Origin of the sequence: Candidatus Njordibacter sp. Uisw_056 (assembly GCF_047730085.1) — a bacterium.
Lineage (GTDB): Bacteria > Pseudomonadota > Gammaproteobacteria > Pseudomonadales > Balneatricaceae > Njordibacter.
Genome location: NZ_CP159830.1, coordinates 2,087,181 through 2,111,738 on the forward strand (window position 1 = coordinate 2,087,181; position 24,558 = coordinate 2,111,738).

General features: G+C 44.5%; 27 protein-coding genes and 1 tRNA gene. 7 read left to right on the forward strand and 21 right to left on the reverse strand.

Translation table 11 applies throughout. The features are described 5' to 3' along the window. Positions 1–25 precede the first annotated feature (25 nt). The 6 genes from ABXT60_RS10025 to flgB form a co-directional block, all read right to left on the reverse strand. Complete coding sequence (locus ABXT60_RS10025) at positions 26–520, reverse strand: rod-binding protein (protein ID WP_443630013.1); 495 nt, start codon at positions 518–520, stop codon at positions 26–28. 28 nt (positions 521–548) lie between these two features. After that, positions 549–1,685: a flagellar basal body P-ring protein FlgI gene (locus tag ABXT60_RS10030; RefSeq protein WP_443630014.1), complete on the reverse strand. Its 1,137-nt coding sequence runs from the start codon at positions 1,683–1,685 to the stop codon at positions 549–551. Positions 1,686–1,782: 97 nt separating this feature from the next. Next, positions 1,783–3,036: a flagellar hook protein FlgE gene (locus ABXT60_RS10035; RefSeq protein ID WP_443630015.1), complete on the reverse strand. Its 1,254-nt coding sequence runs from the start codon at positions 3,034–3,036 to the stop codon at positions 1,783–1,785. A gap of 56 nt (positions 3,037–3,092) precedes the next feature. Next, positions 3,093–3,767 carry a flagellar hook assembly protein FlgD gene (locus ABXT60_RS10040; RefSeq protein WP_443630016.1) on the reverse strand — a complete coding sequence of 225 codons (675 nt, stop codon included), beginning with the start codon at positions 3,765–3,767 and terminating at the stop codon, positions 3,093–3,095. Between the two features lie 63 nt (positions 3,768–3,830). Next, on the reverse strand, positions 3,831–4,244 hold the full coding sequence (gene flgC, locus ABXT60_RS10045) for a flagellar basal body rod protein FlgC (protein WP_443630017.1): 414 nt from the start codon (positions 4,242–4,244) through the stop codon (positions 3,831–3,833). A 48-nt stretch (positions 4,245–4,292) separates the two neighbouring features. Beyond that, on the reverse strand, positions 4,293–4,685 hold the full coding sequence (flgB, locus tag ABXT60_RS10050) for a flagellar basal body rod protein FlgB (RefSeq protein WP_443630018.1): 393 nt from the start codon (positions 4,683–4,685) through the stop codon (positions 4,293–4,295). A gap of 121 nt (positions 4,686–4,806) precedes the next feature. Here flgB and flgA point away from each other — a divergent pair, with 121 nt between their 5' ends. From flgA to ABXT60_RS10070, 4 genes are all read left to right on the forward strand, one after another. Next, complete coding sequence (flgA, locus tag ABXT60_RS10055; RefSeq protein WP_443630019.1) at positions 4,807–5,943, forward strand: flagellar basal body P-ring formation chaperone FlgA; 1,137 nt, start codon at positions 4,807–4,809, stop codon at positions 5,941–5,943. Positions 5,944–6,079: 136 nt separating this feature from the next. After that, on the forward strand, positions 6,080–6,430 hold the full coding sequence (flgM, locus tag ABXT60_RS10060) for a flagellar biosynthesis anti-sigma factor FlgM (RefSeq protein WP_443630020.1): 351 nt from the start codon (positions 6,080–6,082) through the stop codon (positions 6,428–6,430). 7 nt (positions 6,431–6,437) lie between these two features. After that, positions 6,438–6,908, forward strand: a complete 471-nt coding sequence (flgN, locus tag ABXT60_RS10065) for a flagellar export chaperone FlgN (protein ID WP_443630021.1) — start codon at positions 6,438–6,440, stop codon at positions 6,906–6,908. A 54-nt stretch (positions 6,909–6,962) separates the two neighbouring features. Continuing rightward, complete coding sequence (locus tag ABXT60_RS10070) at positions 6,963–7,430, forward strand: DUF2802 domain-containing protein (RefSeq protein ID WP_443630022.1); 468 nt, start codon at positions 6,963–6,965, stop codon at positions 7,428–7,430. A 9-nt stretch (positions 7,431–7,439) separates the two neighbouring features. On the opposite strand, the gene ABXT60_RS10075 is transcribed toward ABXT60_RS10070, so the two are convergent. The 10 genes from ABXT60_RS10075 to thiI all read right to left on the reverse strand — a co-directional run bounded on the left by ABXT60_RS10075 (position 7,440) and on the right by thiI (position 16,869). Further along, positions 7,440–7,715 (reverse strand): EscU/YscU/HrcU family type III secretion system export apparatus switch protein, encoded by a 276-nt coding sequence (locus tag ABXT60_RS10075; protein WP_443630023.1) that lies wholly within the window; start codon positions 7,713–7,715, stop codon positions 7,440–7,442. Beyond that, positions 7,712–8,797, reverse strand: coding sequence for a hypothetical protein (locus ABXT60_RS10080; RefSeq protein WP_443630024.1), 1,086 nt, complete (start codon positions 8,795–8,797; stop codon positions 7,712–7,714). The genes ABXT60_RS10075 and ABXT60_RS10080 overlap by 4 nt, the downstream gene beginning before the upstream one ends. Before the next feature lie 157 nt (positions 8,798–8,954). Further along, a complete protein-coding gene (locus tag ABXT60_RS10085; protein WP_443630025.1) occupies positions 8,955–10,079 on the reverse strand; it encodes a flagellar motor protein MotB in 1,125 nt (374 codons plus the stop codon). A 24-nt stretch (positions 10,080–10,103) separates the two neighbouring features. Continuing rightward, positions 10,104–10,871 carry a MotA/TolQ/ExbB proton channel family protein gene (locus tag ABXT60_RS10090; protein ID WP_443630026.1) on the reverse strand — a complete coding sequence of 256 codons (768 nt, stop codon included), beginning with the start codon at positions 10,869–10,871 and terminating at the stop codon, positions 10,104–10,106. A 358-nt stretch (positions 10,872–11,229) separates the two neighbouring features. After that, positions 11,230–11,418, reverse strand: a complete 189-nt coding sequence (locus tag ABXT60_RS10095; RefSeq protein WP_443630027.1) for a hypothetical protein — start codon at positions 11,416–11,418, stop codon at positions 11,230–11,232. 7 nt (positions 11,419–11,425) lie between these two features. Next, a complete protein-coding gene (locus ABXT60_RS10100; protein WP_443630028.1) occupies positions 11,426–11,941 on the reverse strand; it encodes a hypothetical protein in 516 nt (171 codons plus the stop codon). A gap of 5 nt (positions 11,942–11,946) precedes the next feature. After that, positions 11,947–13,083 carry a sodium ion-translocating decarboxylase subunit beta gene (locus ABXT60_RS10105; protein WP_443630029.1) on the reverse strand — a complete coding sequence of 379 codons (1,137 nt, stop codon included), beginning with the start codon at positions 13,081–13,083 and terminating at the stop codon, positions 11,947–11,949. Positions 13,084–13,094: 11 nt separating this feature from the next. Beyond that, positions 13,095–14,894: a sodium-extruding oxaloacetate decarboxylase subunit alpha gene (gene oadA / locus ABXT60_RS10110; RefSeq protein ID WP_443630030.1), complete on the reverse strand. Its 1,800-nt coding sequence runs from the start codon at positions 14,892–14,894 to the stop codon at positions 13,095–13,097. Between the two features lie 54 nt (positions 14,895–14,948). Next, positions 14,949–15,203: an OadG family protein gene (locus ABXT60_RS10115; protein ID WP_443630031.1), complete on the reverse strand. Its 255-nt coding sequence runs from the start codon at positions 15,201–15,203 to the stop codon at positions 14,949–14,951. Between the two features lie 208 nt (positions 15,204–15,411). After that, on the reverse strand, positions 15,412–16,869 hold the full coding sequence (gene thiI, locus ABXT60_RS10120) for a tRNA uracil 4-sulfurtransferase ThiI (RefSeq protein WP_443630032.1): 1,458 nt from the start codon (positions 16,867–16,869) through the stop codon (positions 15,412–15,414). A gap of 69 nt (positions 16,870–16,938) precedes the next feature. On the opposite strand from thiI, the gene ABXT60_RS10125 reads away from it, so the two are divergent. Continuing rightward, a complete protein-coding gene (locus tag ABXT60_RS10125; RefSeq protein ID WP_443630033.1) occupies positions 16,939–17,370 on the forward strand; it encodes a GFA family protein in 432 nt (143 codons plus the stop codon). A 329-nt stretch (positions 17,371–17,699) separates the two neighbouring features. Then, positions 17,700–18,971 (forward strand): CaiB/BaiF CoA transferase family protein, encoded by a 1,272-nt coding sequence (locus ABXT60_RS10130; protein ID WP_443630034.1) that lies wholly within the window; start codon positions 17,700–17,702, stop codon positions 18,969–18,971. A gap of 60 nt (positions 18,972–19,031) precedes the next feature. Here ABXT60_RS10130 and ABXT60_RS10135 read toward each other — a convergent pair whose 3' ends face one another. The 3 genes from ABXT60_RS10135 to ABXT60_RS10145 all read right to left on the reverse strand — a co-directional run bounded on the left by ABXT60_RS10135 (position 19,032) and on the right by ABXT60_RS10145 (position 22,042). After that, entirely contained in the window at positions 19,032–20,078 is a 1,047-nt protein-coding gene (locus tag ABXT60_RS10135) for a quaternary amine ABC transporter ATP-binding protein (RefSeq protein ID WP_443630035.1), read from the reverse strand. Further along, complete coding sequence (locus ABXT60_RS10140) at positions 20,071–20,934, reverse strand: ABC transporter permease (protein ID WP_443632093.1); 864 nt, start codon at positions 20,932–20,934, stop codon at positions 20,071–20,073. The genes ABXT60_RS10135 and ABXT60_RS10140 overlap by 8 nt, the downstream gene beginning before the upstream one ends. A gap of 103 nt (positions 20,935–21,037) precedes the next feature. Continuing rightward, positions 21,038–22,042 carry a glycine betaine ABC transporter substrate-binding protein gene (locus tag ABXT60_RS10145; protein ID WP_443630036.1) on the reverse strand — a complete coding sequence of 335 codons (1,005 nt, stop codon included), beginning with the start codon at positions 22,040–22,042 and terminating at the stop codon, positions 21,038–21,040. A 339-nt stretch (positions 22,043–22,381) separates the two neighbouring features. Here ABXT60_RS10145 and ABXT60_RS10150 point away from each other — a divergent pair, with 339 nt between their 5' ends. Continuing rightward, the gene (locus ABXT60_RS10150) at positions 22,382–23,029 is read left to right on the forward strand and encodes a DsbA family protein (protein WP_443630037.1); all 648 of its coding nucleotides are present in this window, start codon (positions 22,382–22,384) and stop codon (positions 23,027–23,029) included. Positions 23,030–23,130: 101 nt separating this feature from the next. On the opposite strand, the gene ABXT60_RS10155 is transcribed toward ABXT60_RS10150, so the two are convergent. Continuing rightward, positions 23,131–23,886, reverse strand: coding sequence for an alpha/beta hydrolase (locus ABXT60_RS10155; RefSeq protein WP_443630038.1), 756 nt, complete (start codon positions 23,884–23,886; stop codon positions 23,131–23,133). 498 nt (positions 23,887–24,384) lie between these two features. Continuing rightward, positions 24,385–24,461: transfer RNA gene (locus tag ABXT60_RS10160), tRNA-Arg, on the reverse strand. Positions 24,462–24,558 lie beyond the last annotated feature (97 nt).

Consider the following 24,558-nt stretch of genomic DNA (forward strand, 5'->3'; position numbering starts at 1 on the left):
TTGCTGATGCATGTTTGCTTACGATCTATTTACGCTCTAGCACCATGGCGGCAGAATCTTGCCTGTCGATAGTCAAGGCCCGTTGCCGCGCAACTGGTAAAGTTAGCCCTGCTCCCTCAGCCACAGCAAGAGGCATACCCGATATTAACGATTGCACGTTAAAGGATGGGCTTGCACTTCTGAGTTTTAGTACTTGCTCTGCTGGCATTGCCATACCTTGGCGTTCAAACTGCTGCTTAATCACATTGGCTATGCCAAAATCACCACGCTTGGCCATATCTAAGGCCACCTGCTTGTCTGACATGTCTTGATAGGTTTGCACCGCCTGAGAATCAAACATGCCCTCCTTAGGAATAGATTTTCGCATTTCAGCCAGCATCATTTGTATAAACAAGGCTTCAAATTGCTGTGCTGTTTCATTCAGTGCCGCTTTTTGATCTTTTTGCGCCTGCGTTCGCAAGTTTGCTAAACCGGTAAAATCGTTATAGTTATTAGCATGTTGTCTGGTGTTTACGGTCATGGCGTTATCTCGTTTCTGGTTTATGTGGCTAAATAACTATTAAATCAGCACGCAGGCTGCCACTTTGTTTAAGCGCCTGTAAGATAGACACTAAAGCGCTTGGCGTAGCGCCTACAGCGTTCACAGCGTCTACTATGTCTTGTAGCTCTATGCCAGGGGTAAACAAAAACATGTTGTTAGCTTGTTCTTCAATAAGCACCTCTGTATTCACCTCGTTTGTGGTTTCACCCGTTTGCGAGAAAGCACCGGGCTGGACCACTTTGTTAGACGTTTTTACCGTTACAGTGATCCCCCCATGGGTGACGGCGGCCGCATCTACTTTTACATTACGGCTAATAACAACTGTGCCCGTGCGGGAATTGACCACAACTCGCGCTGGCGGCGCCGCTGGCTCTACTTCTAAGTTTTCTATCATGGATAGAAAAGTGACCCGTTGGTTAACTTCTGCTGGCGCTAAAATCCGCGTAGAGACAGCATCTAAGGCAGTGGCAGTGCCGGGGCCAAAGGTGTCATTAATAGCGTTAGCTAATCGACGGTTGGTAGTAAAATCAGAGTTTTTTAGGTTAAGCACGATGAATTCACTGGTTGAGAAAGGCGTTTCAACCATTTTCTCTACGGTGGCACCAGAAGGTATGCGCCCCACTGTTGGAACATTGACAGTTGCAGATGCTCCACCAGCACTTGCACTAGCGCCGCTTACGGCTAATGCACCTTGCGCCAAAGCATATACGTCGCCATCCACACCCAAAAGGCGGGACATAATTAAACTGCCACCACGTAAACTAGTAGAGGCACCAATGGTTGATATGGTGACATCAATACGCTGACCAGGTTTAGCAAAAGCAGGCAGATTTGCGGTAATCATTACCGCTGCGACGTTTTTTAGCTCTAAAGCATTACGCGAAGTAGACCCATCATAATTAGAAAGGGTATCACTTAGGTTAACTCCAAAGCGGGCCAGCATGGATGTCATACTTTGACTGGTAAATGACATTTTCCCGTCACCAGTGCCATTTAAACCCACAACTAAGCCATAACCAATTAGCTGGTTATCGCGTACCCCAGCCACTTCAGCCAGATCTTTCACTCGATCAGCATGGGCAAGAGTGGCAATGTGAGCCACAACAATAGTAGTTAATATGGCAAAAATACGGCAAAGTTTCATCAATTTCTCCTTCCTTAACTAGCTAATGCAATATCGATGCCAACTTACTATACAGTGATCGGGCTTTAAGTAAGTGGTGTAACCTGTATAGCGTGGCTTAGTTCATTATTCCCATAATGGTTTGCATTAAGGTACCTGAGGTATCAAGGGCCTTAGCGTTGGCTTGGAAGTTGCGCTGGGCACTAATTAACTTCACTAGTTGTTCTGTAAGATCAACGTTAGATCCCTCCAAGGCACCCCCTCGAATGTCACCGAAGCCACCAAACCCTGCTTCACCTAAATCTACAAGGCCAGAGGCATTGGTGGCTTCAAAGCTGGCATTGCCGATCTGTTTCAACCCATTAGGGTTATCAAAGTTAGCCAACATTAATTTACCCAAGGCCAGTTGTGTGCCATTGGTGTAGTTGGCACGCACAACACCACTTGAGTCAACGTCCATACCCGATAGCTCACCACGCGGGTGGCCATCCTGAGACAAAGACATGACTGAGAAAGGCGCAGAATACTGACTAGATAAGCTACCGTAGTCTATGCTTAAGCTTAGTGGAATCGCACCGGTAATCAATGTTGCAGGGTCGTAGGTGATCGCCGCTATGGGTGCAGTCAGCTTGCCGTCTTGATCAAACGTCAACACGCTATCGGCTGCATTAGTGGGGGCTATCACAGTCCCATCGATATAAAGCTTAGTGTCCCAGGTATTTGTGGGTACTGCGGGTGTTGGGTTGGACGTTTTAAGAAAATACACTGTGGCAACATGCGGATTTCCTAAAGAGTCGTAAGCGGTCATCTGGGTTGACGAGTTAAAGGTATTACTATCACTAGGCGAAAATGAAGCGGTGGGTTTAATAGCCGCATCAGAAGGCAAATTTAAACCTAATTCAATTTTAGAAGTAACTTTTGGCAACCCCCCAGCTGATGTTAATTGTAACGACTTAGCAGACGTTAGGCCGGTGGCAATTACAGACCCATCTTCACTCACAGGGAATGCCTGAAGATACTGACCAGAGGAATCAACGACATAGTTGTCGTTATTAATGCTAAAGGCACCTGCTCGGGTGTACACCGTTTCGGTTGCGCTTAGGTCTGGTCGTACAGCAAAAAAACCTTCTCCAGAGATGGCTAAGTCTAATGCGTTACCCGACATTTCAATGCTGCCCTGGCTAAACTGCTGATTTACGTTTTTTAAATGGGCGCCCTGACCAATGGCACCCGACGTACTACTAAACAAGTCACCAAAATCAGCACGAGATTTTTTAAAGCCCACAGTGCCTACGTTGGCTATATTGTTTGATGTGACCCCTAAATCTGCTTGCGCCGAGTTTAGGCCGGTGAGTGAGGTATAAAAAGACATAGACCAATTCCCTATTGATGAGGTTAAATTACATTTATTTAAGTGGCACTGATACGCTATTGACTAATGCGCTTCACATTATTAAAACTGACATTACCTTGACCCGATACATTGAGAGTAACCTCTCCATTCTTAAGCTGAATACTACTGACTGTGCCGTAAACTTGCATGGGGGGCACTTTGGTTTCACCATCCACTAAAGCCGTAGCTCTGAGGTGATAGCGCCCTTCTGGGGCTTGGGTACCATCTCGTGTCACACCGTCCCAGGTAAATTCTTTGGTGCCTGCTAATTGTGACCCCAGCCCTAAACTCGCCATCACTTCACCGCTATCTGAGGTAATTTCGATACGGACGTCGTTGGCTGCTGTCGCTAGGTCTATTGCACCACCCAGTTGACCACCCTTTAGTTGTGCCAAGTTGCCATTCACTAATGCTTGTTTACCAATCATGGCAGCCGAGTTACTCATTTGTTGGCCCTGATATATGCTCACTAGGCCGTCTATAGATTCTCCCATTTCGGTAATGCCACTAACGGTAGAAAACTGTGCCATCTGCCCCATAAATTCACCATTTTCCATTGGCTTCATTGGGTCTTGGTACTGTAGTTGGGCCGTTAATAGCTTTAGAAAGTCGTCTTGCCCTAGCACCGAAGTTCGATTTTCTTCACTATTTTGGGTAGACTCGAATGATCTAAGAGTGCCGGGTATGGCTTGCGTTACTGATGTAGTCATCATAATCTCCTTATAGTGTTTTTTTTGCCTACGTCGTTAGGCATGCTCAGGTAAACCAAAATATTACTTGCCAAGCTGCAACGTGCTCATCATCATTTTCTTTGTTGCGTTCATCACTTCTACGTTGGTTTGGTAAGAACGTGAGGCGTTGGTCATGTCTACCATTTCTTCTATAGAATTAACGTTAGACATAAACACATAGCCATCTCTACTCGCCAATGGGTTTTGTGGGTCGTAGCGACTTGTATTTTCTCTATCGCTTACGAAGATGCCGTTCACACTTACGCTGGCTCCAAAGTTATCCTGGGTATAATTTTCAATCACTGTTTTAAAAATGGGTTTTTTAGCTTTATACGCTTCCTCAGAGGTGGAACCCACAACATCTATGTTAGCCAAGTTACTGGCAGTGGTATTCAGACGCATCATTTGTGCATTCATAGCAGAACTGGAGATTTTTAAGGCGGTTAGCATTGACATTGTGCTGTTCTCTATTGGTTTAGGCTAAGTGAGTGAGCTAGGCTTGGCTTATTCGCCACGCAAAGCGCTCATGATGCCTTTAATTCGACTATTTAAAAAAGTAGATGTGGCCTGATAGCGAAGGGAGTTCTCTGTAAACAGATTGTTTTCTGTGTTAACTTCCACTGTGTTGCCATCTATAGAGGCGCTATTTGCCATTCGGTACTTAATCATGCCGTCGCCCTGCAGGGCTTGATAGTGGCTCACACCGATATGCCGGCTATGGCTTGTGCCCATGGCATTGCCTTTTGTGGCCGCCATTACGCTGCTAAAGTCAATATCACGCGCCTTGTAATTGGGCGTGTCTGCATTGGCAATATTAGATGCCAATACCGAGGTGCGCTGTTCGCGCAGCTTTAAGGCGGTGGCATGAATGCCTAGTGGGTTTTGTAAAAGACTCATAATTTTTCGCTACGTTTGTTAACTGTTTAGAGGCCTAAATATGCCAACTACACAGTGACTAAAGCAACGATTATGCCAATACAAATAAACTGTTATTTTTCATAATGTTAGAAATTATTTTATGACGTATTTAGGATCCAATAACAACAAGTGGCAAGGCTTTGCCGCTGCGTTAATACCCGGTAAATGGTTGGCAACAGTGGTTTTTTTGGGGCTAGCTACAACGGCTTCTCATGCCGCACAGTGGCAGGCCCATGAAGACATTTATCAAGCGGTTAATGCATTTTCCCAACAACAGTTAGGTGGTCATGCCAGCGCCGCTAAGCTAGACGAACGCAGTCGCTACGCCCTGTGCAAAACTTCATTGCAGGTAACACTGCCCTTTAACAATCAAAAAACGGTGAAAGTGGTTTGTGATGAAACCTATAACAGTAACAAACCCAATTGGTCGTTATACCTATCCATTAAGGTGAAAATCAGCACCAAAGCCTGGCGCCTAGTAAGCGATATTGCAGAACAAGGTACTATTAGTGCAAAACAAGTCGCCTTAGTGGCCTATACCGGCAATAGCACTGACATCAGCAACACCTTAATCAGCAGCGACACTAACCCTATTGGCAAACAAGTTAAACGCCAGTTAAACTCAGGGCACTGGCTTAGCCCTAAAGATTTTAGTCACTTACATCTGCTGTGGCGTGCAGCCAAAGACATTCCTCAAGGCCAGGTAATTGCCACAAACCATCTAACTGCCAGCAAAGAGTCTATCCACACCAGCAGCCCCAATGTTATTACCAACAAAAACCAACTACTTGGCCAGTTGGCAAAAAGGTATATAAAAGCGGGTAAATTGCTGGATAAAAATGATGTTCAGGGTCAGCAGCGTGTGGTCATTAGTCGCCAAGCGCTCGCTATGGGTCGAGAGCTGATCGCCCAAGATCTCACCATGGCATGGGTGCCAGACCACAAACTAAGACAAACAGAGTTTATGCGCACAGAAGCGCTAGTTGGATGGGTTACCAAACGCTACATCGCCAGTGATACACCCCTAACAAAAGATATGTTACGCCAAGCGTACCTAGTGACTAAAGGTAGCCAGGTACGCTTGCAAATTAATTTAAAAGACTACCAAATTTCTAGCCAAGCACAGGCTTTGTCAAATGGTAATTTGGGTGATAAGGTTAACGTTAAAGTAATGCCCAGCGGCTTAGTAAAGTGGGGCTTGGTGATTGCTAAAGGCCAGTTAGAACTCATTAATTAGGCAGGTTAAAAGGTTTTTTTTTGATTATTAAGATTTTATTTAAATTAAATGCTATTTTTAACTTAAGTTTTTACTCAGCCTGCCGATAGCTACTGTATAGATGGGAAAGTAGGTTTAATGAGGTTAAAGGTGGAACATGAACGACATTAATAATCAGTATCGAGGGTTAACAGCTGGCAAAGCCAACGGTGCTGTCGCTCAGCCGGCTAATAAAACTCAGGGTGGTCAACAACAATCACAAGCAGCGCAAAGCCAGCCCTTAGTACAACAAACCAAAACAGGGCCGAATCAAGGTGCGGACCAAGTTAAGCTTACACCAGAGGCACAAACGCTGCTGCACATGACCCAAGCAAGTAAAGGCATCAGTGATGTCAACCAAACGAAGGTTAATAGCATTAAGCAGGCCTTAGAAATTGGTGAGTTCCCTATTAATACAGCACGTGTTGCTGAAAAAATGACTAGCTTAGAAAAACTAATTCAAGGATAACCCACCATTGCTGCAACCACGAGAAGAAGAATTTAATGGCCACTTAGAGCAGGCCATTACTGATGCGCAGCAATTGCAGAGCACCCTTAACCAAGAGTATGAATACCTGAAAACTAGCGACTTGAAGGCTTTCCAGGAACTTCAGGCACGCAAACAACATGACGTGCAAACCATTCAGCTATTTGATGCCTTGCGTAATAAGTTTTGTACGGATTCAGGTATCGACAGAGAAGATCAAAACTTTAGCCAACACCTAACTATGGCACAGCAGACGATGTGGCGGCAGCTGTTAGATTTATTAGCTGCCTGTGACAAGATCCACCGCACCAGTGATTTCTTTATGCGCATTAAGCTAGAGTCAATTAATAAGGCCCTAGACACGTTAGAACTTAATAGCCCAGCAACCAGTACAAACTTATACAACAATTTAGGCAATGCCTTTAAATCTAATATTGGCCGTAGCCTCTATAAGGCCTAAATGAAAGAATTTACTCGACCCATCCTAACTACACTTACATAGCAGATTGTTTTTATGGCCATTTTTAACACCTTAGCGAATAACCCTCAGCTAACCTTATTGATACTGCTGGTGGTGATTAGCCTAATAGCCTTAGTAACAAGCTTAGTTTCCCTTTTGTTAGAGCGCCAATCAAGCCAGCTATTGCTCCAGCGCCTGTCAGACTTGGGTTACCAGCTTTTAGAGCAGCGAGAAGACTACAAACAAATAGAGAAACACCAAGTTTTAGCAGCTAAGCACCAGCGATCTACAGACCAAGTATTACAAGATATCTACGGTTTAATTGATACTAATAACCAAAAGTTAGACCGTATCAAAGACCAAGCTAGTTCAAATGGAGCATTATCTAAAGAGGTGCCAAACCAAAATAATTATGAACAGGCTATAAGGATGGCCAAGGACGGTATACCCGGCGAAAAAATCCAACACCTGTGTGGGCTCACAGAGGGTGAGGTTACCCTCATCTTAGACCTGCACCAATAAACCCCTTATTCAAACTACTTTTTCATCACCAGGCTTCATACCTTTGAGCCTATAGGTGTAAACCAATACCTCTGCTACCAAGGTATAGAGTGACTGCGGTATTTTTTCGTTGATATCAAGCAAGCCTAAAAGCGCTACTAACTCCTCATCTTTTTTAATAGGCACTCCTGCGGCAATGGCAGCGTCAATAACCTTTTGAGCTAAATCACCTTCACCTTTGGCTATAACTAGCGGTACTGGGTTGCTCCCATATTCTATTGCAATGGCCTGCAGTGGCTTTTTCATACATGAACATCCAAAATAGCATGGGCTGGGTTATGCCTATTTTTGGCATCATTGTCTTCCAGTGGCCCCACACTTACATGTTGCAGGTGTATGCCATGAGACTGCAGTGCCCTATTTAATTGCTGTTTAGAGCTATTTACCAGTGGGGCTAACCACACGGTATTACTAGCAAAGTGCAAGCTGGCGGTTGCCTCATTAGTGTCCACTACTTGAGTTAGCAACAGGTTTATTTGTAAATTACCTAACTCTGGGCCCTGATGAGCAAGGCTAATAGACCACTTTTTTTGACTAAGCTGCTGTTCATTTTGCTGCAAGGTGATCATCAAGTATTGTTGGTCAAACCAGGGCATTAACCATTGATAATACACCTGGTTGTTAACAAGTGCGTTTAGGGCTTTTATTTGACTAGAATGCAACGCCTCTAACAAAGGCTTAGTCTCATGATCAAAGTCTTCTTCTAAGGCAACTAATTGTAATAAGGATTTAAGGTCATTATTAGGTTTTGCCGGCCCCACTATAGACCTAGCTCGTGTTTTCTCATGGCCCCTACTCTCGCTAAATAAGCCACTCATCAACAGTGTTTTTTTTATATCCAGGGCTTTTGGGTTACTTGGTAATTGCCAGAACTCGTTCAGTAAGGCTGATAATGCAGTGGGCATTTTGGTTTTGGAACCTAGGTTTGATAACCCTACAGATAAATGTCCAGACAACCATTTTTGTAGCGGTGCAAGGCTATCTGGGCGATATAATAGGCTGCGTAAAAAAACGTTTTGCTCTAATACTGAGGACCTTGCCAACTGTCCAGGTCGTAACAATTCTAGGCGTGGTGGGCGTGAGTCTGGGTCCACCACTTTAAACAATAATCGTTCCCCAAGTTTATGGGCTCCAGCGTTTGCAGCAGCACTAAAAATATTAGCAGGCGTTTCAACTAATAATCGCGGTTGTAGTTGTACTACAACCCCCTCCATTAGCTGGCCTTTTGTTAAAGTGGTTAATGGCATTACAGTGCCTTTACCAAGGTTAACGGCTGGCCTGGCCAAGCCATTGGATGGCAATAAAGGTCCGAGCACACTGTTGATCATCTTCCCTCCTATTGCATTATCGATTGATGAATTATTGGTTAAGCTGCGCCTATGAAATGAAGCAACACTGAGCCATTATCACCGACTAAACAACAACCTGTTATTTATCTGGAAGCAACTCAATGTAGGCACTATTGCAGAGGCTGCCTTAGCCTAGCTACTGCTTAACCCCAGCTATATCTAATACCACTTCAACTCTGCGGTTACGCGCGCGATCTTTCGAAGATGCATTATTGTTTAAAGGGGCAGTAGCTGCCTTGCCTGAAACAGAGATACGCTCCTTAGGAATGTTCATCAAGCTAATTAGCGAATCGGCTATAGCTGCTGCCCGAACTGCCGATAAATCCCAATTACTTGGATATACACTACCTAAAGATGGTAAGCGGTCGTCCGTATGTCCAGTAATAATAACCTGCCCTCTATTTCTATTAATGGCATCCCTTAGAGCCCTAAGTACAGGCAAGGCAGTAGGGTTAATCTGCGCACTATCATTTGGAAAAGTACCTTTTTGCCTGAGTCGAACAATAATTTTAGTCCCTTCTCGTTCTACTTCTACTAAGCCTTGGGTGAGCTCTTCTGAAAGTATCATTTGCAGTTTGGCCACTTCTTGCTGCGCCTGTTGTTGTTGCTGTTGATACACTGTTTCATCTTGCTGATCCTGCTTAGACTGCTTTTCTTGTACTTTAATGGGTGCTTCAGTAGCTTTTTGGGCATCAGAAATTTTTGCATAAAGTTCTACTGTTGCTTCAGTCACAAAGCCTAGTTCGTTGTCGCTTTCCGCTTCACCTACGCTGCCAGGGCCTTGCAGCTGAACGACAAGCAAGTCATCTTGAACAATTATCTCAACCTGGCCATTGGCAATCTCTTCGGCTAAGATAATTTCTGCCTTTTGTTTTTCGGCATCAATATCAAAGTCATGCTTTTTTATCTCAGTTCTTAAGATTAAATCTTTTTGCTTATTATTGGTGGTCTCTTGCTTTACTTGATCCAGTATAGTTATCTGCGCCACGGTGGGGCTAAATGTTTGAGATAATAAGCTAGTACCTTTTGGGGGCTGGGGCGCTTCCGCTTCTTTTTGCACACCAAAGGCATTTTTCATAGAGCCCGCTATTTGTTTATACTTGAGTGACTTAATTTCTGAAAAGGATAAAATTAAAACAAAAAACGCCATTAACAAAGTCGCCATGTCTGCAAAGGTTGACATCCACATGGGGGCACCTTTTTTACACACCGGGCATTCTTCTTGCTCTTGCTCTTGCTCTTGTGGGTCGTCTCCAACCATAAGCTCTTCTCCTTAGGCTACAATCTAACTAACAGCAGCCTTTAATTTTGCGCGAGCTTTGGGCGACAAATAACCTAGCAACATCGCTTCCAAAAGCCGAGGGTTACCCCCTTGGGAGATAAACATGAGCGCCGAAACAACCAAGTCATTGTTAAGCGTTTCTGCCTCCAGACGTTGTTGCAATTTTTGCATAATGGGCATAGCAATCATATTGGCAATAACCGCACCATAAAGCGTCGTTAGCAAAGCTACAGCCATGGCTGGCCCAATCGATTTTGGATCAGACATGTTGGCCAACATCTGTACCAAACCTACCAGCGTGCCAATCATACCCATAGCGGGGGCAAAATCTGCCCACGCTTCAAATAAAGCAGCACCAGATTTACCTCTGCGAATTATCATTCCAGCATCTATGCCAAGTCCTACTTTAATACCAGAACCAGTTTCGCCATCCACTAACATCCCTACGCCTTTAGCTAAAAATTCATTGTCAATTTCCAGAGTTTCCAGAGCAATCATGCCGTCTTTACGGGCAATAGTTGCGATCTCAACTACCTTTTCAATAAGTTCTTCTGGCTTGTCCACCTTATTTGTAAACGCCTTACCCGCTAGAGCGCCTGCGCCGATAAAGTCTGCCAAAGATGAGCGTGTTAATACAACTGCCAAAGACCCTGCAACTACAATAAAAATGGACGCAGTATTAATAAACAAACTTGCGGGCCCACCGATAAGAATACCAATCGCAACAATGGTAAAAGACGCTATAAATCCAATGATTGTTGCAAAATCCATTGATACCTTCTCTAGTTAGTGAATATTAAAAATTCATTCCTACGCATTCTTATCGACCAAATATAATAAATATTTAGTATTAATATCGCTGTTATCAATATAGTGCGTAATGCCATTTAAGTTACCTCTAAATTAGTGGATAGATTTTGGAGGTAAAAAAAAACATAAGAATTTGAAATTAATATTTTTTTAATAATAATTGCGCAGTTAATTTTTAGCCTTCCTTAGTATCGTTGCTATACAGGCCAAACGTTTTGGGGTGGGCAGTGTGTTAACAAAAAATTAAACACGGACGGGTTACAGTTTTTGGCGGTAAGGGACTAGCGCCCACTGCTTATGGCATTTTGCAAAAGGCATTTTAGGCTTTTTTGATGGCTTTTGGCTCATAGCCCCTGCAGGCATGGCCATCGATACGCATCACTTCTATCATCGGCAACTGACGAGATTTAATAGCAAACAAGCGACAACCTCTTGGAAAGTTGGCTTCCCAAGTGATATAAAAGTGCTTACATTGCATACAATTAGGTGGTTTTTTGTTTGTGTTCATTCGAAAATTATTTCTGTTCTGTTGAAAAGCCTAACAAATCTAATTGTTCAGATACCACATTTAATGTTGATTTTTTAGGCTGCTGATTCTCATCGGGCTCAGAGATTTCATTACTGTTGCCTTGCTCAGGTTGTTGCTTCGGCTTCGCCTCTACTTGTGTTGGCTCTGTGTGCCTCACCTGAGTATCCTCTGCTTGAGCACTCTGAGCTTCTAAAGCATCTATCTCATCAAACAGTTTCTCTTGCCGCTCGCGTTTTATACGTTTTTCTTCTTGCTCTAACAAAGATTTTTTGGGCCTGCCATATTCATCCCACACTCGGTAACCTAATACTAAAAAAAAGCACAGCAAAACTAGATAACCAAATAAAGTGCTGAACTGTATCCCAGCTAACCACCAAAGCTTATTGCCGTAAGCTAGGAGCATCACCACGATAACGGTAAAAACCAAAACCCAGCGCATCGTCTGACAAAAAGCACAGGGCTTTCTGCCATTTTGACCTCTGTCGCTTGCCTTGCGCGCCATAGGCGTTAACCACCGCCAACGTAGTTAATCATAATACCGGCCGCAACAGCCGAGCCAATAACACCTGCCACGTTGGGGCCCATGGCATGCATTAACAAAAAGTTTTGGTTATTGGCTTCTAAACCCACCTTGTTAGACACACGAGCTGCCATTGGCACTGCCGAGACACCCGCTGAGCCAATCAGGGGATTAATGCCACCACTAGTCAATTTGTTCATCAATTTTGCCATCAACACGCCAGAGGCTGTGCCAATTGCAAACGCCACCATGCCAAGGCAAAGAATGCCTAAAGTGGTTAAGTCTAAGAATTTATCAGCGGACAGTTTAGAGCCCACTGCTAAGCCTAAGAAAATAGTCACTACGTTAATTAAGGCATTTTGAGTGGTATCTGACAGTCGATCCACTACACCAGACTCGCGCATGAGGTTACCAAAACAAAACATACCCAATAACGGTGCCGCGTCTGGCAGCATAAAGGCTACCAAAAGCAACAATAGTAATGGGAATACAATTTTCTCTACTTTACCTACAGGGCGTAGCTGCACCATTTTTATCTGGCGTTCTTTTTCCGTCGTTAACGCACGCATAATAGGCGGCTGAATTAACGGCACCAAGGCCATATAGGAATAAGATGCTACTGCGATAGCGCCCAGTAAATCTGGCGCCAATTTACTGGCTACGTAGATCGATGTGGGGCCGTCTGCACCACCAATAATACCTATTGCAGCCGCATCGGCAAGGGTAAAGTCCATTACCCCTAAAGTGGTTAAACCTACGGCACCAATAAGGGTTACAAAGATACCAAACTGCGCTGCCGCACCCAAAAAGAGAGTTTTAGGGTTAGCCAGTAAAGGACCAAAATCGGTCATGGCACCCACACCCATAAAGATGATTAGTGGGAAGGCACCCGTTTCTATACCCACTGTATAGAACATATAAAGAATGCCACCAGACTCGGCTAAGCCAGCCCCAGGGATATTGGCTAATATGCCACCAAAACCAATCGGTATCAGTAGTAAGGGTTCAAAATTGCGCTTAATGGCTAGATACAGGAGCAATAGCCCCACCGCCATCATTACCACTTGCCCTGGCTGCACTTGGTATACACCGGAGCTGTGCCAGATTTGTAATAACTTATCCATGAATATTCCGCCTAAACTAAGGTTAACAAGGTATCACCAACAGATACAGAGTCGCCTTCTTTAGCCGTTACAGAACCAACCACACCTGCCTTGCTGGTGCGAATTTCAGTTTCCATTTTCATAGCTTCTAAGATAAATAACACATCGCCTTCTTGCACTGCTTGCCCGGGTACCGCATGAACCTTCCAAATATTACCCGCTAAAGGTGCAGTGATGGGCTCGCCACCTGTCACTGGCGCAGCGGCAGAAGCTGGGGCGGCGGCAATAGCAACTTTAGCCACACCAACAGCTGAAATATCTCCCCCTTCTTCTACTTCCACTACATAGCTTTGGCCATTGACACCAATAGTATAAATAGTGGAGCCCCCAACAGCGACTTTAGGCGCTGTGGACGCAACAGCAGACTCTAACGTAGGCACTGGTTCAAAGGCCTCGGGGTTATCACGGTTTTGTAAGAATTTAAGCCCCACTTGAGGGAATAAGGCGTAGGTTAATACGTCATCTATTTCCCGGTCTCCTGAAGCCAGTTTAATATTCTTTTCTTTGGCAAGGCCACGTAATTCTTTAGTGAGCTTGTCTAATTCGTCTTCGATGAGGTCTGCAGGGCGGCATGTAATGGCTTGCGCACCGTCAAGCACGCGGGTTTGCAGTGCTTCATTAAAAGGCGCCATGGCAGCGCCATATTCACCTTTTAATACACCTGCAGTTTCTTTAGTAATCGTTTTGTATCGTTCACCCGTAAGTACATTAAGCACAGCCTGAGTGCCTACAATCTGTGAGGTTGGCGTGACTAAAGGAATAAAGCCTAAGTCTTCACGTACCCGTGGGATTTCTGCTAACACTTCATCAAGCTTATCTGCGGCACCTTGTTCTTTAAGCTGGCTTTCCATATTGGTGAGCATTCCACCTGGCACTTGAGCCACTAGAATGCGGGAGTCTACCCCCCTAAGGGAACCCTCCCATTTGGCATATTTTTTACGCACTTCGCGAAAGTATGCCGCGACTTCTTCTAGGGCGTTAATGTCTAGCCCAGTATCACGGTCACTGCCTTCAAAAATAGACACTACAGATTCTGTAGGTGAGTGGCCATAAGTCATCGACATGGAAGAAATAGAGGTGTCAACGTTATCAATACCTGCTTCTGCAGCCTTCAGGATAGCCGCGGTAGACAAGCCAGTAGTGGCATGGCATTGCATGTGCACAGGCATGTTGGTTTCGGCTTTAAGGCGGGTCACTAGCTCAAAGGCAGTATAGGGGTTCAATAAACCAGCCATGTCTTTAATACAGATGGAATCTGCACCTTGGTCTTCAATCTTTTTGGCCAAATCAACCCAATAATCAATATTATGTAAGGGGCTTAAAGTATAGGAAATGGTGCCCTGGGCATGCTTACCGGTATGTTTTACCGCAGTAATAGCAGTGGCTAAGTTGCGAGCATCGTTCATGGCGTCAAACACCCGGAACACATCAACCCCATTAATTGCAGCACGTTCTACAAATTTACGGACTACGTCATCAGCATAGTGGCGATAGCCAAGTATATTTTGCGCACGAAATAACATCTGTTGCGGCGTTCTAGGCATAGCGGCCTTAAGGGCACGAATACGCTCCCAAGGGTCTTCGCCCAAATAACGAATACATGAGTCGAACGTGGCTCCCCCCCATGTTTCAACAGACCAATAGCCTATTTGGTCTAGCTTGTCAGCAATGGGGAGCATATCAGCCAAACGCATGCGCGTGGCAAATAGAGACTGATGGCCGTCACGTAGGACGACATCAGTAATACCTAAAGGTTGTTTAACAGCGGTCATGTGTTTACGCCTGTGCTAATAATCGAAGATGGAAAATTGGGGATGCTACTGTTATTAATGATCTTGACGATAACGGTGAACCGCTGCGCTTAACACCGCCATCAGTTGGGGATCATTGGCAATTTGTTGCGAAGGTGAAGCCATGGTCAAAGGTGGCTGTAGTAGCACTTCTTCAACAGGTAAAAAGCGCAACACAGTAGCGGACATCATTTTGGTGGAAAACACCAATAAGGTAAGAAAAGTAAACACAAAGCCCATGCCAAACACCATTAAGGTGAGGCCTTCGAGCATTAGTTCGGATGTTGGCACGATAGCAGCTCCGGTTATTTTTGCCGCTTGTGGCGGCTTATTTTTGCAGCCATGGTGAGGCTACGAATCATTTCAATGACACAATTTACCCAAGTGTGACCAAAGTCGCAAGAATACCCAGTATAAAAACCAATGATTTTAGTATCGCTCCTAAAAACGTCAAAAAAATTCAACAACGCGACTTATTTTGCTCAATTTAAGCAACACACTACCCTTGGGGTCGGTAAACGCCCACATTTTTATACCCTTGATCTTGAATGTGAAGCGCATGTAGCTGGCTCATCACACCTTTTTCACAATACAGTAAATAGTTTCGACCTTGATCAAAAGTACCAAACTGTTTGTTAATTATAAAAAAAGGCACGGTGATAATGTCTATACCTGGAAGATTCAAGGGTTTTTTTTGCTGCTCCAAACTAGGGCGCACATCCACAACTACATCGTTAGCCAGTAATCGCTGTTTGGGCAAAAGCTGCCCTAATTGTTTAATATCTTCTAACACGGTGTCTATACTAGTGACACGAGAATTTTCTAAGGCCTCTTCAAGCACATTAAAATTAAAGTTTTGTTCTTCTTCTTCTACCCGTTTCAGCTTTGCTCTTACCGTGGGTCGATTAGAGATGACAGCGCAATATTCTGGCATCGACGCAGCAAACTCATACGCACCAATTTTAGTGGCTATGTTAATAATGTCTTGCTTGTCGTACGTAATTAATGGCCGCAACACTAAGCGATCTGTGACTTTATCAATAACCCCTAGGTTGGTTAGTGTTTGGCTTGAAACCTGAGCCATGCTTTCACCCGTAATCATGGCTTCCGCTTTTAGTTTACCCGACACTCGATCTGCTGCCCGCAGCATCATACGTTTTAACACTAAACCCATGTGAGAATGGTCAACATTTTGTAATATTTCACCGACTACTTCTTCAAACGGTACCGATATAAACTTAACCCGCGAAGCAGACCCAAATTTTTTCCATAGGTAGTAGGAAATCTGTTTTACACCGGCTTCATGGGCTAGCCCACCTAGGTTAAAAAACACAAAATGAGTTTTTGCCCCACGCTTCATAGTGAGGTAACTAGAGACAATAGAGTCAAACCCACCCGAAATAAGTGATACTACGGCTTCTTGGCTCCCTTGAGGGTAGCCACCAATGCCGCTAATAAGGCGCTCTATAATAAATACTGCATCACCTTTTACTTCTAAATTAATGGTCACCTCTGGCGTATGAAGATCTACTCTAAGGGCTTGCGTATACTGCAACAGACCCGCACCAAGGTACCGCTCCATTTCTCCAGAGGTAAAATCATGTTCTCCAGAGCGTTTAACCCGCACAACAAAACTCTTACCTATTAGGCGCTGGCCCCAAACACTTTTTACAATGCCAAGCACCTGTTCAAAGTCTTTTAAGGGGTATTCTTGTACTTCAATACTATTTGCGATGCCTGGGGTATCACCTAAGGCTGTTACTATTTCTTCATATACTGCATCTGCCTGCGGTGGACAGTTAATGTCCACGCGGTCCCATAAACCATATACCTTGATATTTGGCTCAATACGTTGCAGGATAACCCTTAAGTTAGACTGTAGCCGCTGAATAAAACGCTTTCTTACAGGACGGCTTTTAATCGTAATTTCAGGGAAGAGTTTAACAATAAATTTCATGTCACAGCTTTAAAACACTTAAATAACGGAATCTGCCGATATTATACCAATGAAAAGGAGGCAACCTCTATGCCCGATACACAAACAATCACCGGCAGTTGCTTATGTGGCCAAATAAGTTACCAAGCAGAAGCTGCTCTGCTGTTCCAAGCCCATTGCCATTGCCAAGATTGTCGCAAAAATGGGGGTTCTGCATTTGCTGCCTTGGCTTTTGTTCCCATTGAAAGCTTGAATTGGCAAGGCGAAACTCAAACATTTAGCCACAACGCCAATTCTGGCACTAAAATGACCAAACATTTTTGTGCTAATTGTGGCAGCCAACTGTTTGGCACCAATAGCAACAGACCTGATCGTATACATATTAAAGTAGGCACCATGGACGATGCTAAATGGTTTCAACCCCAATGTAATGTTTGGGCCAGTAGCCGACTACCTTCTACACCCATTAACTCAGACGTTAAAGATTTTGCAACCATGCCAGTGGCCAAAAGCAAAAAATAGCTTCACCAACAGCTTTGAAAGCCTATGGGATATTTTTTAAGTGCTTTAGTCTTAATATTTCCTATTGGCCACTTTTTTGTGGTTTTTTGTACTTTTATGGCATAAATATCGCATTAGAAACTAAGCTCTATTAGGCTAAACCAATGTCTTTAAAAAAAATATAACTACATGATATGTATAGTTTTTAATACCCTTTCTTATGTTTCCTTTGATAGCTTATAGGAAACAAAAAAAGCGTTTTTAGTTAAACATCAATCATTGTGTTTATAGCATTGACTGGCGGCATGTGATGATGCAAATTGGGCTCATAACTAAAATGGACCCCCACTATGAGCGCACAAACACAGCCTAACCTAAACGAATACATCACCCAACAACGCCAAGAATCCTGCTTTAAAGGCTTGCCGTTAGAAGGTAAGCGTGTGATCGATTTGTCCAGTGTGATCGCTGCACCCTATTGCGCAGCCTTGTTAGGTGACGCTGGGGCAGAAATTATTAAAGTAGAAAACCCCAATATACCAGATGCCTTGCGAGGCTGGGGAACTCATGCAGCAACTGGTATTGAGCCTTATCACGCTTATATTGGCAGGAATAAACTACCCATCACTTTAAACCTTAAGTCTGAGGCAGGCAAACAAGCGTTTTTGGAGCTTATTCAATCGAGTGACGTACTAGTAGAAAATATGCGTTTAGGCGTTATGGATCGCCTCGGCTTAAGCCATGAGGCATTACTAGAGCTTAACCCTGGCCTTGTTATTGGCAAAGTCTCTGGTTATGGCATGACAGGGCCCCACGCTCACCAACCGGGTTTTGGCACCCTAGCCGAAGCTTACAGCGGTTTTTCATACCTTAATGGTTATGAAGAAACTGGCCCTACTAGCCCACCTATTGCCCTGGCAGACCTCACTACCGGTATTCACTTAGCCTATGCCGTGAGCCTAGCATTGCATCAAAGTAAGCGCGGGGAAAGTGGTGGCCAGGTTGTGGACATTTCTTTATACGAGCCCTTGTTTGGTTACTTAGGCGGTGAATTTATTGGTTACCAGCTCACCGGCGAAGTGCCAAAGCCAATTGGCAACGAACTGAGGGCCGCAGCCCCTCGAAACAATTACCAAACCAGCGACGGTTTATGGGTAGCCATGTCATGCTCCAACCAAAAAACATGGGAACGTTTAGCCGAAGTCATGGGGCAGCCCCAGCTTATTCGTGATCCGCGTTTTAAAACTAATAATGACCGCATTCAGGCCGACAGCCGCATTGCGCTTAATCAAATTATTAAGGCTTGGATGTTGGGCAAAACCAACCCGGAAGCTCTGGCGCTGTTTCGCCAAGAAGGCATTACAGCCGGCCCTATTTTGTCAATGAAGGAAATTGATGAAGACCCCCACTTTGAGGCTCGTGGCAGTATTATTAGGGTGATAGACCCAGCGTCTGGGGTAGAACTTAAAATGCCTGACGTACCTTTTCGTATGGGAGACAACTCAACCACTAATAAGAAGTCTAAACTGCGTTTCCCAGGCCTTCCCATGGGCTCTGCTAACGAAGTGGTGTACCGCGATTTACTAGGCTACAACCAAACGCAAATTGACCAGCTAGGTTAACTTTGATGCAAAACGTAAAAGGGTAGCCGAAGCTACCCTTTTGTTAAAACAAGATAAACCTTAACGGTAGGTTACTTGCTCTCCCTCATGGCTTTCTGGACGAGCAATACCGCCGATCATGTCAGCAAGGGTTACCACGCCAATTACTTCACCATCACGCATTACATTAGCACTTGTAACGTCAGCTTTAATCATTGCTGGCATGGCTAGCTCTAAAATAACATCAGAAGCCAATTCCAGACCAGAGTCATTAGAACCTGTCTTCATTACCGAGCTCACGTCTAATACGCGAGCACGGTTGATGTCTTTAATAAAGTCACGCACGTAATCATCTGCAGGATCTAACACAATTTCTTGTGGTGAACCTTGTTGGATGACAGCGCCGTCACGCAGGATAACAATATTGTCACCAATATTGAGGGCTTCATCCAAATCGTGGGTAATAAATATAATGGTTTTGTGCAGTTCTTCCTGTAAATCTAACAAAATATCTTGCATGTCATTACGAATCAATGGATCCAAAGCCGAGAAGGCTTCATCCATGAGCAAGATCTCAGCATCTGTAGCCAAGGCGCGAGCCAAACCTACCCGCTGCTGCATACCACCAGACAATTGTGCTGGGTAGTTGTTTTCGAAACCCGACAAACCTACTCGATCAATCCACTTTTGCGAACGTTCGTTCATTTCTGCTTTATCGGTACCTTTAATCTTCAGGCCATAACCCACGTTGTCGATCACTGTACGGTGAGGCAACAAAGCAAACTTTTGGAATACCATGGACATTTTGTTGCGACGGAAGTTACGCAACTCAACGTCAGACATTGCCAAAACGTCTTCACCGTCAACCATGATCTCACCAGAGGTAGGCTCAATTAAACGGTTTAAATGGCGAATTAAGGTAGATTTACCAGAGCCAGACAAACCCATAATCACCTGGATGCGGCGGGCAGGAATGTCTATATTGACATTATTTAAGCCTAAAACATGTTTATACTCAGCTTGAAGTGATGCCTTGGTGGCACCCTCTTCAACCTTTTGCACCATATCTTTACCGTTAGAGCCAAAAATCTTATATAGATTCTTAATAGAAACTTTAATATCAGACACCATGGCCTCCTTCACGGTGCTTTTGCAACCGTTTACCGTACTGTTGAGAAACTCGGTCAAATATTACCGCCAAAGCTACAATAGCTAAGCCGTTCATCAAGCCTAATGCCAAGTACTGATTGGAAAGAGCACGCAATACGGGCACACCCAAACCTTTAACACCAATCATAGAAGCGATAACCACCATGGCCAATGCCATCATTATGGTTTGGTTTACACCCGCAAAAATATTGGGTAACGCTAGAGGTATCTGCACATCAAATAACTTCTGTCGATAACTAGAGCCAAAGGCTTCAGCCGCTTCAAGCACTTCTTTATCTACTAACCGAATGCCCAAGTTAGTTAACCGCACGATAGGAGGCAGTGCGTAAATGCACACAGCAATAAGGCCAGGCACCTTGCCAATGCCCAGTAGCATCACCACTGGTACCAAGTACACAAAACTTGGAATAGTTTGCATGATATCCAGCACAGGAGTAACCCCTGCCTGCAAACGATTAGAGCGTGACATCAGTATACCCAGTGGTATGCCAAGGCCAATACACAAAAAAGTCGCCACAGAAATAATCGCCACTGTGGCCATGGTATCTTCCCACATGCCAAAATAACCTATCGCCAAAAACGATACTATGGTGCCAATGACGATGCCAATACTGCGTGCGCCAAGCCAAGCTAAGAGAGCAAATATTAAAATCATAATCGGCCAAGGTGCGGCCATTAGTAGTTTTTCAAACCACACCATAAAATGCATTAGCGGATCAAAGAAACCCTCAATCGCCTCGCCGTTATCTCGAGAAAAATCATTAAAGGCAAGATCGATACCTTTTTTTAGATCTCTTAAGTCTGTTCTCCCCATTGAGGGAAAGTCATCAAATAATTCCACAATTAATCCTGCTCAGTTAAAACATTAAAAAAAAGCCTGCTAACGAGGTTAGCAGGCTTTTTGAATAACCCTTAGGTTAGTTTAAAGATTTTTTGATTAGGTTAGCGGCTTGTACGCCAACCCATTGAGTCCAAACGTCTTCATGGTTCATAAGAAATTCAATCGCTGCATCTTCACCGCCAGCTTGCTCATCAGCCATATACACTAGCATTGCGCCCATGGCGGCTGCAGGGTATTCCCGTGCCACAAGGTAAGCAGCAGCTTTGGGGTCATTGTTCTTCATAAATGAATCAGTAACAATGGTGTTGATTTCAGAGACACTCCAAGAAGTTGGCTGTGGATCAGCACACTCAGCTTGGGTAGTACAGCCAAGCCAGTCTTCCATTCCTTGAAATGGCACACCAAAATCAAGCGTAACCATATCCCACTTGCCCATCATCGCTGTTGGAGACCAGTAGTAACCAAAGTAGTCGTCACCACGTTGTGCAGCCTTAGCCATGGCACCATCAAGACCTGCAGCAGAACCTGGATCAACTAATACCCACCCTTTAGCTTCCATATCGAACGCTGTGAATAAGTTATTATTAATTTGCTGACAACCCCAACCTGCAGGACAACCCACGAACGCGCCTTTAGATGGATCTTCATTGTATGGGAAAAGATCAGGACGCTCGATGACATCCAACACAGTTTTAAGTTCTGGGTGATTCTTTAGCGTATAGCTAGGTACAACCCAACCTTCACCAGCGCCTAGAATTGGCATAGGATTCATTGAGTGTAAGCTGCCAGCTGCAATGGCAGCTTTCAGCGGAACATCGACCGATTGGGTCCATAATTCAGGAGCAATGTCAGGGACTCCTTTGGTGTTCATCGAAGCAAAAGTAGTCAGCGTTGCACCTGGAACCAATTCCACGCTGCAGCCATAACCTTCTTCTAGGATGATTTTGTCTACGTTAGCCATAAACTCGGCAGATGCCCAGTTCATTTCTGCAATAGTTACGTCGCCACAGGCGGCTATCGCGCCTTGGGACATGGCAGTTGCTAGACCAGCAACAGCAATACCTTTAACAAACTTGTTCATTTCTAACTCCGTTATTATAATTAGTGAGGATTTATCTTTAAGCGGTAATGAAAAATAACAAAACAAATCAATAATCACAAGGCTTCAGCCCTGCAGAAAACGCCTCTGCCGCACATAGATACTTATGTGCCGCATCAAGTCTACTTTGGTACACCCCAGTAAACAACTGCAATTTAGGCTTAATGTGGCATAGGCGTTGCAGTTATTTTTATGAAACCAACAATTATTTTTATGAACCCCAAACCCTATGTGCAAGTTACAGGACTATTAAAACAATATTGTCATGGCGCAATTAGGCAGTTATATTTGCAGTACTGTGTCAAAACTTAAGGTAATTTAGTGAAGCCATCTAATGCAACGCTGTTCTACATCCACGACCCCATGTGCAGCTGGTGTTGGGGTTTCAAGCCCGTATGGCAGCAACTCCAAGCCCAGCTTGGCAGTACCGTAACCATTATTTATGTTGTGGGTGGCTTGGCGGCAGATTCAAACCAGCCCATGGCCACCGGCATGCAACACGCCTTAAAAGCCACATGGCAACGCATCGAGCAACACATACCCGGTACCAAATTCAATTATGATTTTTGGAACCCTGCCAGCAATAGCATGCCAAGGCGCTCCACTTACCCGTCGTGCCGGGCGGTGTTAGCAGCCAAAATGCAAGACCCCACATTAGAACAAGCAATGATTCTAGGTATACAGCAGGCCTACTATCTAAACGCCAAAAACCCCTCCAACATCGATGTTTTGGCTGAGGTTGCTCACAGCATCGGCCTAAATGCAGAAAAGTTCAAACAGGATATAACCAGCCCTGCTATCGAGTTGCTGCTGCAGGAACAACTTCAATTAGCCCGCCAACTCTCAAGCCAAGGCTTTCCCAGCCTAGTGATTAGTAAAGACAATAAACTGTTTGGGATCCCATTGGACTACAACAATAGTGCAGCCATGCAACAAGCGATCATCAATGTTATTGGTGCAACAAAGTAATTGTTTGCCTATTCTTAATGCAAATACTCTTCTTCATGTTCAAACCTCAAAGCACTTTAAGTGTGACAAAACATAGCGACGCAAAGGGCCATCTTTTCATATCAGGCCAGGCTCAGGGGCAAAACATCGATTAAGGCGTTTTCTATCAACCCCAAGCAACGGTCATCTGAAAACCGGTGGTTTGCGCCATCAACCAAGGTTAGCTGGATATCTGGCCCAGATGCATGGGCCAGTAAACGCAGTGCCACAGACATATCAACATCCACGTCTGCGGTACCTTGAAGAAAGCGCACCGGACAGGGCAATTCCAGCGGTGCACGCAGCACCAGATTCTGACGACCATCTTCGATTAGTCGCTGCGTGATAATATAGGGGCCATCATAATCGGACGGCAGAGCGACCTGTTTGTTACGTTTCAATTCGGATCGCTGATTTGCATTAAAAGCGGCCCAAATGGCGTCTTCAGTAAAATCAGGGGCAGCGGCTATAGTGACTAATCCTACCAACCGCGCACCAAGGCGCTTTGAGAGTAACAGAGAAATCCAGCCTCCCATAGAAGAGCCTACAAGGATCACAGGCCCATCAGTCAGTTCAGCAATCACAGCTTCAGCGTCCGTTAACCAATCTCCAATGCACCCATCACAAAACTTCCCCGATGATTGCCCATGTCCCGAATAATCAAAGCGCAGAAAACTGCGCCCGTTGCGCGCGGCCCACTGGGCTAAATGCAAAGCCTTTGTGCCCTGCATATCTGACTTAAAGCCACTTAGAAAAACAATGTCTGGGCCCTTCCCTACGATACGCTCATAAGCGAGCCTGCGCCCTCTAGCCAAGATTAAATCACTATGTGACAGCATAGCACCCCCAAAAAAATAATATTAAAACCCTAGTTTTCCCCAAGGTGTAGGCCAAAGATAGGCCGGGGTAATACCCAGATATTGCCAACTCTTGTGGCAAAATGAGGAGAAAAATCATTATACATCTGATACCGTTTGATCCTAGGGATTTTGGATGCCTTTCTGGGTTAAATAAGCCATAAAAAACGTCGTATTGATAAGACGCTTGATCTTACGTTAGAGCAGGTCTTGGGCATTCGATAAAAAGAGGGTTTAAAAGAAGATTTAACAGAGATTGAATTGACGTCATAAAAAGACCAACTATAGGATAAGCCTATGTATCGCATTTATTAAGTTTTAATTCTCACTGTGTTTGAGTGGTAAAGCCTAGTTAAAAATGACGCGCCCAGCGGTTAATAGATACGCTGTAGCTGATGCATCACTTCCCATGCGAAGACCAAGCAAAATATTAAGTTTTGCACTGATTGTTGCATTAAATCGCTATTTTAGAAGAGAAAATGGCGCGCCCGAGAGGATTCGAACCTCTGACCGCTCGGTTCGTAGCCGAGTACTCTATCCAGCTGAGCTACGGGCGCGCTATACCTTGGTTCGGCGAGTGCCTTATCAGGGAGCGGTATCATAACGACAGTACAGGCGGAATTCAACTGTTATTACTTGATCAATAAAGATTTT